Source organism: Nitrosomonas halophila (assembly GCF_900107165.1).
Lineage (GTDB): Bacteria > Pseudomonadota > Gammaproteobacteria > Burkholderiales > Nitrosomonadaceae > Nitrosomonas > Nitrosomonas halophila.
Genome location: NZ_FNOY01000073.1, coordinates 1 through 12,920, shown reverse-complemented (window position 1 = coordinate 12,920; position 12,920 = coordinate 1). Strand labels below are relative to the sequence as shown.

Below are 12,920 nucleotides of genomic sequence, written 5' to 3'. Positions count from 1 at the left end.
CATCTTCCTGGTCATGAACCTGCTTGTACTGGTGCGGGTTTTTATTCGCCTGAAGAAATTTATTGCCAAAATGGCAATATGGGCGACAAAAAACTACATGCCCGGAAAAATTCCGTTTACCCATTCCTGTCAATTGACCTCAAAGCGGAATTTTTACCTGGCTGCGCAGAAGTGGGCGCTGGATTTCTGAGTAAGCTCTATGTATGCCGTGCAGTTTGACTGACAGATCGAGGTGGTCCCAGAAGGTTCTGCTCCATTCCGGGTATTTATCGGTAATGGCGCCAAGCGAGGCGCCGGCCAGTACGATGTGATCGTAACTGTGGTATAGACCCCTGCGCAGCATGTAGCGCTCGACTTCATCCATCAAGCGATAATCCATGCAGCTGAGCAGCAATGTTCTGGCCTGGCCTTCCGCCCGTGCGGCCGGCATTTCAGTCATGACTGCAAGCAGGCTGACACCGGAACCCAGCACGGCAAGCTGAAGAAATTTCCTGCGGCTTGCTTCCGAAGCGCTGAGTGCTTCGCGATGATGTGCACAACGTGAATTTTTCATTTTTTTTCGCCTATTATGTGATTGTAAAAGCAATCATAGATCCTTCCTGGATAAGTTTTCAACCTCTTTTTGAGTATGGTTAATTGTTGTTTTTATATGACTTTTTTGATTTATTCAGGTAAAAAAATGTATATTCATATGGCATTATTTGACGCACGGATAAAGAGGCCTCCAATGCCAATCTTGATCTGAGTCATAGGCAATGCATGCAATCTGTCATGCAGATCTGTTTGCTGCCTTCGGTGGTGAGAAACGGTATGATGGACAAAGGAATAGATTGGGTTACGATGGTGTATCTAGGAGGCTGTCCGAGAATGGACTGATCTACTGAGGACGAACCTGCCAGGCTGGATTTTTCGATCCTTTTCGTTGAATAGAACAACTATACGCCTCAAAAGATCAAAAAAATCTCCGCTCAGCCAGCTTCGTCCTCGCTACGATCGCTATTTTTGGACAGCCTCCTAGGAAGGTAAGACAATCCGCGATCAACCGCGGTCGGATCAGGGTAAAGCGCGAGAGGTATGGCGATGACGGAATCAGGCGGTGTTTTTTATGAACGGATACCGTTAACTATGGCCAAACAGTTTTGACCTCTTATGCGAGTTATTCTATGATCCATGGTTAGTGCTCGCATCGACAGCCCAGTGATTGCCTGAAAAACGCGGCGTTTTGCAAAGATCCAATAAGGACTTGCAGAGAGAACCATAGGGTATGATGGGCCGATGTCGAGGGGTTGAAAAATTTGGCTGAACTATCAAGCCAATGTGAATATTTTAAAGAGGAAGTTTTAGATGAATATTAAAAGCGTTATTTGCATGATGGGTCTGAGTGCTGCACTGATGGGCTGTGAAGGAGGTTTGCCCGAAGCGAATCCAGTGAACTGCTCGGGAAGAGGAATGGAAAAATCGCTGGCGGAGTTCAAAAATGATGAAGCGGGGCGGCAAGCATTTCTCGACCAATGCAGTGCTTTGAGCGCAGAAAATTAAAAACGCTGCATTGGAATCCAATGCATGAATGTTTGCTGGAATTACAGGAACGCCGGGGTTGACAGCAGTTCCAACACCTTGGTGAACTTAATTCCAGCAGATAGCGCCAGACCATATAGTTGACGCGAGCCGATTGCCAGGCATGTCAAATGTAAGGTCTGGTTTTTTTATATCCTTGAAAACTATTTTTAGGGCTCGTTATTAATTAACGAGCCCTTAGTTTCATTGTGGTGCCTACCATCATACGTAGGATGCGCTTGCGCACCATAAAACCGATCAGGAATCATCCTGCGCTTCATTCACCCTGTTGACGCGTATAGAGGCGTATTTTTTGGCAGCGCAAATGGCCGTGACGGCAGCCTGCCTGACTTGGTTTGTGCTGATCTCCTGATGCAGTTTCCCGAACCGGATCGGATCGGTTGTGTCGTATCCTTCCTTTGAGGGCGTCTTGCCCGGCTGTCCCTGCTTCTTTCTCAGGCTCTAATCCATATTGCATTATCTGCATGGCAAATAATTCGTATTTGAATAATTGGGGCACCGCCTTCCCTGTTGAATCTCCAGCAGATACATGGTATTTCTCAATACTGGTGAAACCAAAGACAGTTGATGTGCATTGCGCATCGCAGTCTTGATGGCCCGTAAGGAATTCCTGTAGGTATATTAATCATGGGAGACCATCGTCATGATCCCAAATGTTTTGATTACTGGTAGTAACCGCGGTCTGGGGCTGGAATGGTGTCGTCAATACGCAAAAGCCGGGTGGCGCGTTTTTGCCAGCTGCCGGTTTCCCGAGCAGGCCGATGCGTTGCAGCAACTGGCAGCCGAGTATGGCACTGTTGTCATGCACCGGCTGGATGTCACCGAGCCTGACCAGATCAATGCCTTGGCGGGGGCGCTCGCAGAATATCCGATTGATCTGCTGATCAACAATGCGGGTGTCTATTATGAGAAATACGATCGGCCGGGGCAGCCCATTGATTATGCTGCCTGGACGCATACGTTTCGCGTGAATACCATGGGTGCGATGCGGGTGAGTCAGGCGTTGCTTCCGCATATACGACGCAGTCAGAAGCGTTTGATTGCAGTCATCACCAGCCACATGGGTTCGATTGCCGAGATCGAACGTCCTGGCAGTTACTATTACCGCTCCAGCAAAGCTGCTTTGAATGCCGCCATGAAGGGATTCTCACTGGAACTGGGCGCACTTGAGATCGGGGTGTTGCTGCTGCACCCGGGTTGGGTGCGAACGCGCATGGGTGGCCCGGACGGGCTGCTTTCGCCACAGGAAAGCATCGAGGGCATGCGCGCCAGGGTGGAGGCGTTTACCCTGGCGGACAGTGGCCGATTCTTTCGTTATGATGGTACTGAAATTCCTTGGTAAGTCGCGAGTCAAATGGAGGAATCCTATGAGGGGCTGGCGGATGCAGGTGCGCTGACCAGCCGGGGTCTCCAGGAAAGTTTTTTATGCTCCTATTTCATGGAAGGAGTGTTTATGCCGATTCACAATGCCGATATCGCCGCTGTTCTGGAAGAGATTGCTGATCTACTGGAAATCGAGAACGCCAATATCTTCCGCGTTCGCGCCTATCGCAATGCGTCCCATATCTTGCAAGAACTGGGCAAGGATGTGCGTACGATGGTGGAACAAGCCGACGATTTGACCAAATTGCCCGGCATTGGCGACGATCTGGCGCACAAGATTCAGGAGCTGGTCGAGACTGGCCACTGCACGATGCTGGATAAGCTGCATCAGCAACTGCCTGCGACTGTCACGGAATTGCTGAAGATTCCTGGATTGGGACCCAAGCGGGTGAGGGCGCTTTACCATGAATTGGATATTCGTACGATGGAGCAATTGCAGCGCGCCGTGCGCAATCATCGTATTCAGACCTTGCCCGGTTTTGGCGAAAAAACCGAGATGCGTATTGCCGATGCCCTGGCCAAGCATGCTGCAGACATGGGGCGTTTCAATCTGGCTGTCGCCGCACAGTATGCCGAGCCGCTCGCGTCCTGGCTGCGCAAGCTTCCCGGCGTACAGCAAGTGGTGGTGGCAGGCAGTTATCGGCGTGCGCGTGAAACGGTCGGCGATATCGATATTTTAATCACGGCAGCGCCGAATAGCCAGGTCATGAAGCGCTTTTGCAGCTATGACGAAATCGCGGAGACACTTTCCCAAGGGCCGACACGCAGCAGTGTGGTGCTCAAAAACAAGCTCCAGGTGGATGTGCGTGTGGTGCGCCCGGAAAGTTATGGTGCGGCCTTGCATTATTTCACTGGCAGCAAATCGCATAATATCGCCATCCGCCGCCTGGGGCGGGCACAGGGGCTCAAGATCAATGAGTATGGAGTCTTCAAGGCAGGCGCGCGCGTCAACGGCGAAACCGAGGAATCCGTCTATCAGCTGGTCGGCCTGCCATTCATTCCGCCGGAACTGCGCGAGGACCGGGGTGAAATCGAGGCAGCCAGGGATGGGCGCTTGCCCAGGCTGATCGAGCTGAGCGATCTGAAAGGGGATCTGCACGTCCACAGCAAAGCCAGCGATGGGCATGACACGCTCGAGGCCATGGCGCAAGCCGCGCGGCAGCATGGTTTGGAATATCTGGCCATTACCGAACATTCGAGCCGGCTTGCCGTCGCCCGGGGTCTCGATCCGGTCAAGCTTGCCAAACAGATCGATATGATTGATTGCCTCAATGAAAAATTGCCTGACATCACCTTGCTCAAGGGGATCGAAGTCGACATTCTGAAGAATGGCAAGCTGGATCTGCCGGACTGGATACTCGGTAAGCTGGATCTGGTGGTGGGCGCCGTCCACGGCAGCTTCGGGCTGTCCCGCGCCCGGCAGACCGAGCGTATCCTCAGAGCCATGGACCACCCCCATTTCACCTTGTTGGCACACCCCAGCGGCAGACTCATCGGCAAACGGGAGTCTTATGATGTCGACATGTTGCGCATCATCCGCAAGGCCAAGGAGCGCGGCTGTTACCTGGAGCTCAACGCGAATCCGAAGCGGCTGGATCTGGTCGACATATATTGCCAGATTGCCAAGGACGAGGGCGTCCTGGTCAGCATCGATTCCGATGCGCATAGCGTCTTCGATTTCGATAACCTGCGCTTTGGTATCGGCCAGGCGCGGCGCGGCTGGCTGGCGCGGCAGGATGTGTTGAATACCCGGCCACTGGAAGCACTTCGGCCGCTGCTCCGGCGGACGATGTGATGACCTGTCACAATCGACGCCTGGCCACACTGACTGGCCTGTTGTTGATGTTGGCGACACTTTCGGGTTGCATTCACCGACAGCTCGTCACCCAGCCCTATCCCCGTTGGGGTGAGGAAATCGTGATCGACCAGGCCGAGGATGCACCCCCTTTGCTGCTGCGGACCATGCACCCCGCTGTGACAGGCGATGTGCCGGCATGCATGCTGCTTGTACACGGCATGAATGAATACATCGGGCGCTATGCAGACATTGCGCGCTATTTTTCGCGGCACTTCCTGGTGGGCGGTTTTGATCTCCCCGCGCATGGCCTGTCCAACCCGCTGTTGTGGCAAGCGGATCAGGCGTTGCTTGCGGGTGAACGAGTATGGGATGTCAGCGATGCCTATCTGGCGCAGACGCAATTGCGCAATCTGGAACCGATGCGGCTGAATCTGGAGCAGGCATTGCAGCGTTTGATCACTGTTTGCGATGCACAAGGCAAACCGGGCAAACCGGTCTTCATCGTGGCGCATAGCCTGGGTGCGCTGGTTGCTGCTTCGTATCTGTTATCGGAGCGCCCCTCGCCGGATATGATTACGCGGATACAAGGCATCGTCCTGCTCGGGCCTGCGTTCTCGGTTTCCGAGGTGCCCGGTTGGCGCGGCTGGCTGGCCAATCCACTCATCAAGCTGTCATTTCATGCCAAGGAACATTTCCTGCGACCGCAGGACGAACCGTTACCTCTGCTGATCATCAACCAGCTGGTGTCACTGGTGACCGTGCCGCTGTTGGATGGACTCTTCGAGGTGCTGTCCTGGCCCGGCCTCAGGCACTGGTTTACGCCGGTTACACCAGACTGGGTATTGGACTATCTCACAGACAGCGAGGAGGAAAAGGCGCGTATACGTGCAGATGGCTGGATCATTCATCGCAATCTGTTGCGTTACGTAAAAGGAATCGAGTCGGAAATTGTGCGCTTTCGCAGACAAATGCATGCCCTCGCCATCCCTTATTTCCTGGTGTATTCGGGGCATGATCCGATTACGCCCGCCTGGGGAAGTCAGGATTTTGTCGATGTCACATACGGACATCACCCGGATAATACCGTGCTTCCCTTGCCAGAATTGAGTCATCACGAGCACCTGTTTTCATCCCAGCCTTTGCGGGACGAGCTTCTGCAAAAAATTGCGCAATGGCTGATGCATCGATTACAGACGCTCGATGAACAGGAAGCCGCCATCAAGCCTTACAGCGGCATGTAAGCTGAAGCATGCGTACGAGCGATTTGCTCGCTGCTGAGAAGCTGATCAGTCATCGTAGTCAAATATTCTGGCCAGCGCCAGCAAATCGTTTTGCATAACAAAAACCGGTGCACAGGTGCGCCTTACGATGCGGGGCCCAACGGGCTGCGGCTATCTGGACGCCTTTCAGCGACCATGCGCCGCCGCAGTGGATATGACGCTTGAAAAGATAGACCTCAAACATAAATTCCCAAACAGCTTCTTGAAAATGGCATAAAGCGGAATGGATCCTACGTGTCATCCCGTACTGACAGTGCCGGGTTTTATCTTTACCATAAAATAATATCGCCTTAGAGGTGCCCTTTATACAATTTTCAGCAGGATGTATGGCGCGCAGGATAATCCCGCATCTGTTTCAAAGGGAGTCAACATACTCTAACCACACCAAAACTGAAAATTATTCAGAGGCATATAAATTTTTTTAATTTTTTTCAATGAGCGAACGATTCAGGCGTTTGGATGGTTACCCCGGTCAAGATTCGTGAACTTGCGCTGCACGAGGTAGAGCATGCGGCTGCAGTGCTGGGCCGAGGAATGCTGAACAATCCTCTCCATATACGTGTGTTTGGCAGAGAAGCAGAGCACCGGGAGAGGGCGCTGCGTATGTTGTTTATTCCCGTTTTGCGTCAACAGATGCGCAAGGGCATCGTTTTGGGTGCTTTTGTTGCGGATAGATTGACTGGTGTGACCGGGATGGTCCCTCCCAAGCATTGCCAGCCCGGGTTTGCTGAGCAGGTGGCCGTGCTGCCGGCGCTGATTCGTGGAAGTGGGATGAGGCGTTCTCTGCGGGTTTTTCGCTGGGTGCGGGATTGGTCGAGGCATGATGCCGCGACGCCCCATTGGCATCTCGGCCCGGTTGCCGTCGACCAGATTTACCAGGGGCAGGGAATTGGAAGCGCACTGTTGCGAGAATTCTGTCAACGCATCGACGAACATCAGACAGCCGGGTACCTGGAAACCGACAAACCCGAGAATGTGGCCTTCTATCAACGCTTCGGCTTTGCTGTCATCGAGGCGCATCCTGTTTTGGGTGTCAGAAACTGGTTCATGATCCGGCCGGCAGCAAGGTAAAAGCTGTGTGGTCCGTGCGCAATGGATTATCATTGAGCTGGTGCGGTTATGAAAAGCAGACGGCTTGTCTTCCAGTGGAGGAACAGAACCATCGGCGCGTATTAAACATGCGCAACTTATTTGAGGGAAGCATAATGGATGACAACCCTAATAATCAGGTCAAAATCATCGATATCAACATGCCATTCTGGTCGATGGTCAAATTCATGGTGAAAGTGGCTATTGCCTCCATTCCAGCCTTTATCATTCTGTCCGTCATTGGGACCATTGTTTTTGGTTTGCTGGGCGGTATTCTGGGTGGGCCGGCCCGGTATTAGCATGGGATCAGCTGTTTCTCGTCGGAGCAACTGGTGGGAGGTGATCAATGCCATGCAAGAATTTGTTTGACGGGGCAGTGCCGCCGGACGCAGGCGAGCGCTTCGACAACCTGCTGATCCACAAGAATCTCGTCATTGAACGCATAGTGAGTGCATCCACCATTACGCCTTGTGAGTACGTGCAGTCCCAGGATGAATGGGTGATACTCGTGCAGGGAGAGGCTGTGCTTAAAGTAGCCGATGAAAGAATAGCCCTCAAAGCAGGGGATTATTTATTCCTGCCGGCTGGTGTACTTCATGTTGTTGAGCAGGTGTCCCAGGGCACCATTTGGCTGGCGGTCCATCTTTATCCCGAAGAACAAGTACACGTGTCGCCACCACCGCGCTGAATTCTCCTGTTGATTGGTATTCTCTGCTTGCCCGGTTTGTTTATCATTCAGTGCCTGAAATTGCAGAGCAGTTCGAGGATCCCTACAGTATTTCCTTAATACACGATGTGCAAGTAAAATAGCCATTCTTATATCAATAATAGATCTATGAGCCATCAAGACATGTTTTTGTCATTCCATTCAAACAAATTCTTGGTGTGACTAGGAGGCTGTCCGAGAATAGCGATCGTAGCGAGGGCGAGGCTGGCTGAGTGGGATTTTTCGATCATTTGAGGCGAATAGTTGTTCTATTCAACGAAAGGGACCGAAAAATCCCGCCTGGCAGGTTCGTACGCAGTAGATCGGTCTATTCTCGGACAGCTTCCTAGGTGCTTTCAAGACACTGTCACTGGTGGACGGCGCACTGGTTGTGGGTACCTGGCAGTCGGTACTGTTTGTCGAACTTGACGGGCCGAGACGGCGCCGCGTGAGTGTGCAAATTACCGGTACGGCTTGATCTGAAAGCGGCGGGAAAGAGCGCCATCAGGTCTGATTGCTTCTTTCTTCGATACCCGCAACCATTGATCTTGCCAATATTTGGGCATAGGGTAGTGGCAATTTATCTGCACCTGAAGGGTGCCCAATTTCAACCTGGAGGACTAGTAAGCATTCCATGGTTTCATCACGCAGCAAATTACTTCCCCTGGTGGCGGATAATGCTGATTCCGATGCCTGGCTGGATGAGCTGACGACACAATTCACGCCAGACGAGATCGATCAGCTACGCCAAGCCTGTGCGCTGGCAGCGCCGCTATACGGTTCGCAACATACGCTGACCGGCACCGCCTTACTGCAACATGCGATGGGTGCGGCCTCCATACTCATCGGCATGCGCATGGATGCCGAAACGATCGTGGCCACTCTGCTGCATGCGGTGCCCGAGTATCTGGATGACTGGCAAGCACAGGTCGAGCGTCAGTTCGGCGCCAATGTTGCCGGACTGGTCGAGGGGATTTCACGCATGGAGCAGATTCGCCAGTTCAGCGAAATCGAGCAGTTGCATGCACTGGATAATGCGGGCGACCAGGCACAGCAGATCGAGAGTTTGCGCCAGATGTTGCTGGCCATGGTGCAAGACATTCGCGTGGTACTGATCAAGCTGGCCGAGCGCACCCAAACATTGCGCCACCTCAAGGAGGCAAGTCCCGAACAGCAGCGGCGCATTGCCCGCGAGACGCGCGGCATCTTTGCGCCACTGGCCAACCGGCTGGGGGTCTGGCAAATCAAATGGGAGCTGGAAGATCTTGCGCTGCGTTATCTGGAACCGCAGCTCTACAAGGAAATTGCCCGCCTGCTCGACGAGCGGCGCGTGGATCGCGAACAATACATCGAGGATGTAGTCGCTCAGCTCAAGCAAGTGCTGCAGCAGGCTGGCATCCAATGCGAGCTCAGCGGCCGGCCCAAGCATATCTACAGCATCATCAACAAGATGCGCCGCAAGCATCTTGAATTCAGCGAGCTGTATGATATTCGCGCAGTACGCATTCTGGTGGATGATATCAAGGACTGCTACGCGGCGCTGGGCCTGGTGCATCACTTGTGGCAGCCGATTCCGGGCGAGTTCGACGACTATATTGCACGCCCCAAGAGCAATGGTTACCGCTCGCTGCATACGGCTGTGATCGGTCCGCGTGGCCTGGCGCTCGAGGTACAGATCCGGACTCACGATATGCATCATCACTCCGAACTGGGTGTGGCAGCCCACTGGCGTTACAAGGAAGGAGGCCGGTCGGATAACAAATTTGATGAGAAAATCGCCTGGTTGCGCCAGATCCTGGCGTGGAAGGACGAAATCAGCGAGGGGGGCGATTTACTCGAGCAGTTCAAGAGTGAGTTGTTCCAGGACAAGGTTTTTGTCCTGACCCCGCAAGGGAAGGTGATCGATTTGCCCAAGGGCTCGACGCCGATCGATTTTGCCTATGCGCTGCATACCGGCCTCGGTCACCGCACGCGTGGCGCCAAGATCAACGGCAGCATTGTGCCACTCAATACACGGTTACAGAATGGCCAACGGGTGGAAATTCTGACTGCCAAAACCGGTGCGCCCAGCCGTGACTGGCTCAATCCCGCGCTCGGCTATTTGCAGAGCCCGCGCGCCCGCGCCAAGGTGCGGCACTGGTTCAAATATCAGCACTTCGAGGAACATGTGGCCAGTGGCCGGACCAAACTTGACCGAGAACGTCATCGGGCCGGGGTCGCGAGCGTGAATCAGGAAAAACTCGCGCAGAAGCTGCATTACAACCGGCTTGAGGATTTGCTTGCCGCCATCGGCCGGGGAGATGTCAGCGAACATCAGCTTGCGCTCGCCATTCAGGAGTTGACGCCGCCCAAAACCGAACCTGTCGCACCGGCCCTTGCCACTAAACGCCGACCAGCCGCCACGGCATCACCGGGGATTATCGTTGAAGGCGAGAGCAATCTGCTTACCACCCTGGCCAAATGTTGCCGGCCGGTGCCGCCGGATGCCATCGTTGGCTATGTCACCCGCGAGCGCGGCGTTACCATTCATCGCCAGTCCTGTGCCTTCGTTGCCCGCTTGCCGGAAGAGCGGCACAGCCGCCTGCTGCAGGCGTCATGGAGCATGGGCGCGAACCTTGTGGCCAGTGTCGAAATCGAAGTGGAAGCGCGTGACCGCCAGGGCTTGCTGCGGGATATCAGCGATTTGTTCGTGCGTGAGAAGGCCAATGCCACCAGGGCCAACATGCTCAGCCGCGGTCATCTGGCGATGATGCTATTTTCGTTGGAAATTACCGATCTGGACCAATTGCGCCGCCTGCTGGCACAAATCCAGCATGTGCCGGGCGTGATCGCGGCGCGGCGGCGGGAATGGTGAGTGGTCAGCCAGGCTTGATTATGGTTGGCAAGCTATCTTTAAGAAAGCATAAGTTCATGAAAATAAACATTGATTATGATAAATAAACAACCGGCCCAGCATTTGCTGGACTTTATCGACAATAGCCCGAGCCCATGGCATGCGGTCGCCTCGATCGAAGCGGCCATCAGGGATTTGCAATTTGTCAGGCTCGATGAAACCGACAAATGGCAGCTGCAAGCAGGCGGGCGCTATTATGTGGTGCGTGACGATTCCTCGATCGTGTTGTTCGTCCTGGGGCGCAAAATGCCTGCCGAAGCGGGTTTCAAGATTGTGGGCGCGCATACCGACTCACCGGGGTTTCGCATCAAGCCGACCGCTGCAACCGTTGCCGATGGCCTCGCCAGACTTGGTGTCGAGATTTACGGCGGACCGATTCTCGCCACCTTCACCGACCGCGATTTGAGCCTGGCCGGCCGAATCAGTTACCTCGACGAGCAGGCGCAGCTCGCGCACAAACTGGTGCGATTCGAACAGCCGTTGCTGCGCCTGCCGAATCTCGCCATTCACATGAACCGGGGCGTCAATGAAGACGGCCTCAAGCTGCACAAGCAAAACGAGCTGCCGCTGCTGTTTGCGCAATTGACCGGCGAGCAATTGCCGCAGCCCTATTTTCTAAGTCTGCTGGAGCAGGCGGCAGGTATCGGGGCGACGAAGATACTATCCTGGGATCTGGCGGTATACGATACCCAGCAGGGTGCTTTCTGGGGCGCCAATCAGGAATTCTGTGCCGACAGCCAGATTGACAACCTGGCCTCCTGCCATGCCGGATTGCAGGCTTTACTCGACGATGCGGTGCTCGGCCAGACTGATAGCACGCTGGTCTGCGCATTTTTCGATCATGAAGAAATCGGCAGCGAGAGCCATATCGGTGCAGGCGGCAGCTTTTTGACCGATATCCTGCAGCGCATCGGCATGGCGGCTTCATCGGATCGCGAAGAAACGGCGCGCGCATTGGCCCAAAGCTTTCTGGTCAGCGTGGATATGGCGCATGCCTACCAGCCCAACTTTCCGCAGGCCTATGATGCGGATCATAAAGTGTTCGTCAACCAGGGACCGGTAATCAAATCGAATGCCAAACGCCGCTACAGCTCCGAGAGTGTTTCCATCGCACAATTCATTCGCTGCTGCGATGCGGCCGGCGTTCCCTATCAGCACTATTCCCACCGCTCGGACCTGCCTTGTGGCAGCACGATCGGACCAATTGCTTCCGCGAAGCTCGGCATACGCAGCATCGATATCGGCTGTCCGATGTGGGCAATGCACAGCGTCCGTGAGAGCGCCGGGGTGCAGGACCATGAATACATGATCCGGGTGCTGAAACAGTTTTTTTCTGATTGATTCCGTTAAACACGCTGGATGGCATTGCAATGCCTTTGAATAAGGGCTCGTTAATAAATAACTTGAGCATACGCTGGGGTCGCTTTTGGTGTAGACCAAGGCGCAAGCCACGCCGTTGTGTCATTCACAACAAGTGGCTTGCAACGCCGGTATGCGCCAAAAGCGACCCCAGCCCGAAGGGTTGTTGCGTATTCGGGCATCTGCTGCGTTGCGAGGCTTGCGAATGGAACGACCATTCGGCTTCGCCTCGCGCCTTGCATCTTTCCCGAATACGTAACAACGTATGCCCAAGTTATTCATTAACGAGCCCTGAAATAAGCGGTTATCCAATTTTCAGCGAGGTGTATGCAGTGCGTGAGAATTCCCCGTCATCTTTATTGGTTTTGTTAACCACGAATGGACACGAATACGCACCAATGATTCAGTGGTGATGTTCACATGGATTGAGTTGAGTCATGCGAAAGGGAGAAGGTGCGCTAGCCGGTTAAATTACGGGAGAAACACGATCGAAGTGATTTTTCATTATTCGTGTCTATTGGTGTGCATTCATGGTTTTATTTGTAGGATGACCTGCTCCGCTATTGATTTTGATAACCACGAATGAACACGAATACGCACCAATGATTCAGTGGTGATGTTCACATGGATTGAGTTGAGTCATGCGAAAGGGAGAAGGTGCGCTAGCCGGTCAAGTTACGGGAGAAACACAATCGAAGTGATTTTTCATTATTCGTGTCTATTGGTGTGCATTCGTGGTTTTATTAGTCCGAAGTAAGGTTAAAACCACCGCCTTTAAGGCGGTAAGATTTATCTTTTAAAATTTTGGACGTACCATGATGCTAAAAGTAGGGG

At 53.6% G+C, this 12,920-nt stretch carries 11 protein-coding genes; 10 read left to right on the top strand and 1 reads right to left on the bottom strand.

What is annotated here, in order from left to right:
• Positions 1 to 139: 139 nt before the first annotated feature.
• The gene (locus tag BLV85_RS12685; RefSeq protein WP_176974039.1) at positions 140 to 553 is read right to left on the bottom strand and encodes a hypothetical protein; all 414 of its coding nucleotides are present in this window, start codon (positions 551 to 553) and stop codon (positions 140 to 142) included.
• 791 nt (positions 554 to 1,344) lie between these two features.
• On the opposite strand from BLV85_RS12685, the gene trbK reads away from it, so the two are divergent.
• From trbK to BLV85_RS12635, 10 genes are all read left to right on the top strand, one after another.
• A complete protein-coding gene (gene trbK / locus BLV85_RS12680) occupies positions 1,345 to 1,539 on the top strand; it encodes an entry exclusion lipoprotein TrbK (RefSeq protein WP_090415615.1) in 195 nt (64 codons plus the stop codon).
• 682 nt (positions 1,540 to 2,221) lie between these two features.
• The gene (locus BLV85_RS12675) at positions 2,222 to 2,920 is read left to right on the top strand and encodes an SDR family oxidoreductase (RefSeq protein WP_090415614.1); all 699 of its coding nucleotides are present in this window, start codon (positions 2,222 to 2,224) and stop codon (positions 2,918 to 2,920) included.
• Between the two features lie 12 nt (positions 2,921 to 2,932).
• Positions 2,933 to 4,756 (top strand): DNA polymerase/3'-5' exonuclease PolX, encoded by a 1,824-nt coding sequence (gene polX / locus BLV85_RS12670; protein WP_245725212.1) that lies wholly within the window; start codon positions 2,933 to 2,935, stop codon positions 4,754 to 4,756.
• The gene (locus tag BLV85_RS12665; protein WP_090415613.1) at positions 4,756 to 6,000 is read left to right on the top strand and encodes an alpha/beta fold hydrolase; all 1,245 of its coding nucleotides are present in this window, start codon (positions 4,756 to 4,758) and stop codon (positions 5,998 to 6,000) included. Before polX ends, BLV85_RS12665 begins: the two co-directional genes overlap by 1 nt.
• A 498-nt stretch (positions 6,001 to 6,498) precedes the next feature.
• A complete protein-coding gene (locus BLV85_RS12660; protein ID WP_090415612.1) occupies positions 6,499 to 7,110 on the top strand; it encodes a GNAT family N-acetyltransferase in 612 nt (203 codons plus the stop codon).
• 134 nt (positions 7,111 to 7,244) lie between these two features.
• The gene (locus BLV85_RS12655; protein WP_090415611.1) at positions 7,245 to 7,427 is read left to right on the top strand and encodes a hypothetical protein; all 183 of its coding nucleotides are present in this window, start codon (positions 7,245 to 7,247) and stop codon (positions 7,425 to 7,427) included.
• Between the two features lie 47 nt (positions 7,428 to 7,474).
• On the top strand, positions 7,475 to 7,816 hold the full coding sequence (locus BLV85_RS12650; protein WP_090415610.1) for a cupin domain-containing protein: 342 nt from the start codon (positions 7,475 to 7,477) through the stop codon (positions 7,814 to 7,816).
• 340 nt (positions 7,817 to 8,156) lie between these two features.
• Positions 8,157 to 8,312 (top strand): YjbQ family protein, encoded by a 156-nt coding sequence (locus BLV85_RS15985; protein WP_090415609.1) that lies wholly within the window; start codon positions 8,157 to 8,159, stop codon positions 8,310 to 8,312.
• A 156-nt stretch (positions 8,313 to 8,468) separates the two neighbouring features.
• The gene (locus BLV85_RS12640; RefSeq protein WP_090415608.1) at positions 8,469 to 10,688 is read left to right on the top strand and encodes a RelA/SpoT family protein; all 2,220 of its coding nucleotides are present in this window, start codon (positions 8,469 to 8,471) and stop codon (positions 10,686 to 10,688) included.
• 75 nt (positions 10,689 to 10,763) lie between these two features.
• The gene (locus BLV85_RS12635; RefSeq protein ID WP_090415607.1) at positions 10,764 to 12,068 is read left to right on the top strand and encodes a M18 family aminopeptidase; all 1,305 of its coding nucleotides are present in this window, start codon (positions 10,764 to 10,766) and stop codon (positions 12,066 to 12,068) included.
• The last annotated feature ends 852 nt before the right edge of the window (positions 12,069 to 12,920 follow it).

What these genes read in the sequence shown, in the direction of transcription:
- BLV85_RS12635 (WP_090415607.1), top strand. Translation starts at nt 10,764, where the DNA reads ATGATAAATAAACAACCGGCCCAGCATTTGCTGGACTTTATCGACAAT.
- polX (WP_245725212.1), top strand. Translation starts at nt 2,933, where the DNA reads ATGGAGGAATCCTATGAGGGGCTGGCGGATGCAGGTGCGCTGACCAGC.
- BLV85_RS12675 (WP_090415614.1), top strand. Translation starts at nt 2,222, where the DNA reads ATGATCCCAAATGTTTTGATTACTGGTAGTAACCGCGGTCTGGGGCTG.
- BLV85_RS12650 (WP_090415610.1), top strand. Translation starts at nt 7,475, where the DNA reads ATGCCATGCAAGAATTTGTTTGACGGGGCAGTGCCGCCGGACGCAGGC.
- BLV85_RS12685 (WP_176974039.1), bottom strand. Translation starts at nt 553, where the DNA reads ATGAAAAATTCACGTTGTGCACATCATCGCGAAGCACTCAGCGCTTCG.
- BLV85_RS12660 (WP_090415612.1), top strand. Translation starts at nt 6,499, where the DNA reads ATGGTTACCCCGGTCAAGATTCGTGAACTTGCGCTGCACGAGGTAGAG.
- trbK (WP_090415615.1), top strand. Translation starts at nt 1,345, where the DNA reads ATGAATATTAAAAGCGTTATTTGCATGATGGGTCTGAGTGCTGCACTG.
- BLV85_RS12640 (WP_090415608.1), top strand. Translation starts at nt 8,469, where the DNA reads ATGGTTTCATCACGCAGCAAATTACTTCCCCTGGTGGCGGATAATGCT.
- BLV85_RS12655 (WP_090415611.1), top strand. Translation starts at nt 7,245, where the DNA reads ATGGATGACAACCCTAATAATCAGGTCAAAATCATCGATATCAACATG.
- BLV85_RS12665 (WP_090415613.1), top strand. Translation starts at nt 4,756, where the DNA reads ATGACCTGTCACAATCGACGCCTGGCCACACTGACTGGCCTGTTGTTG.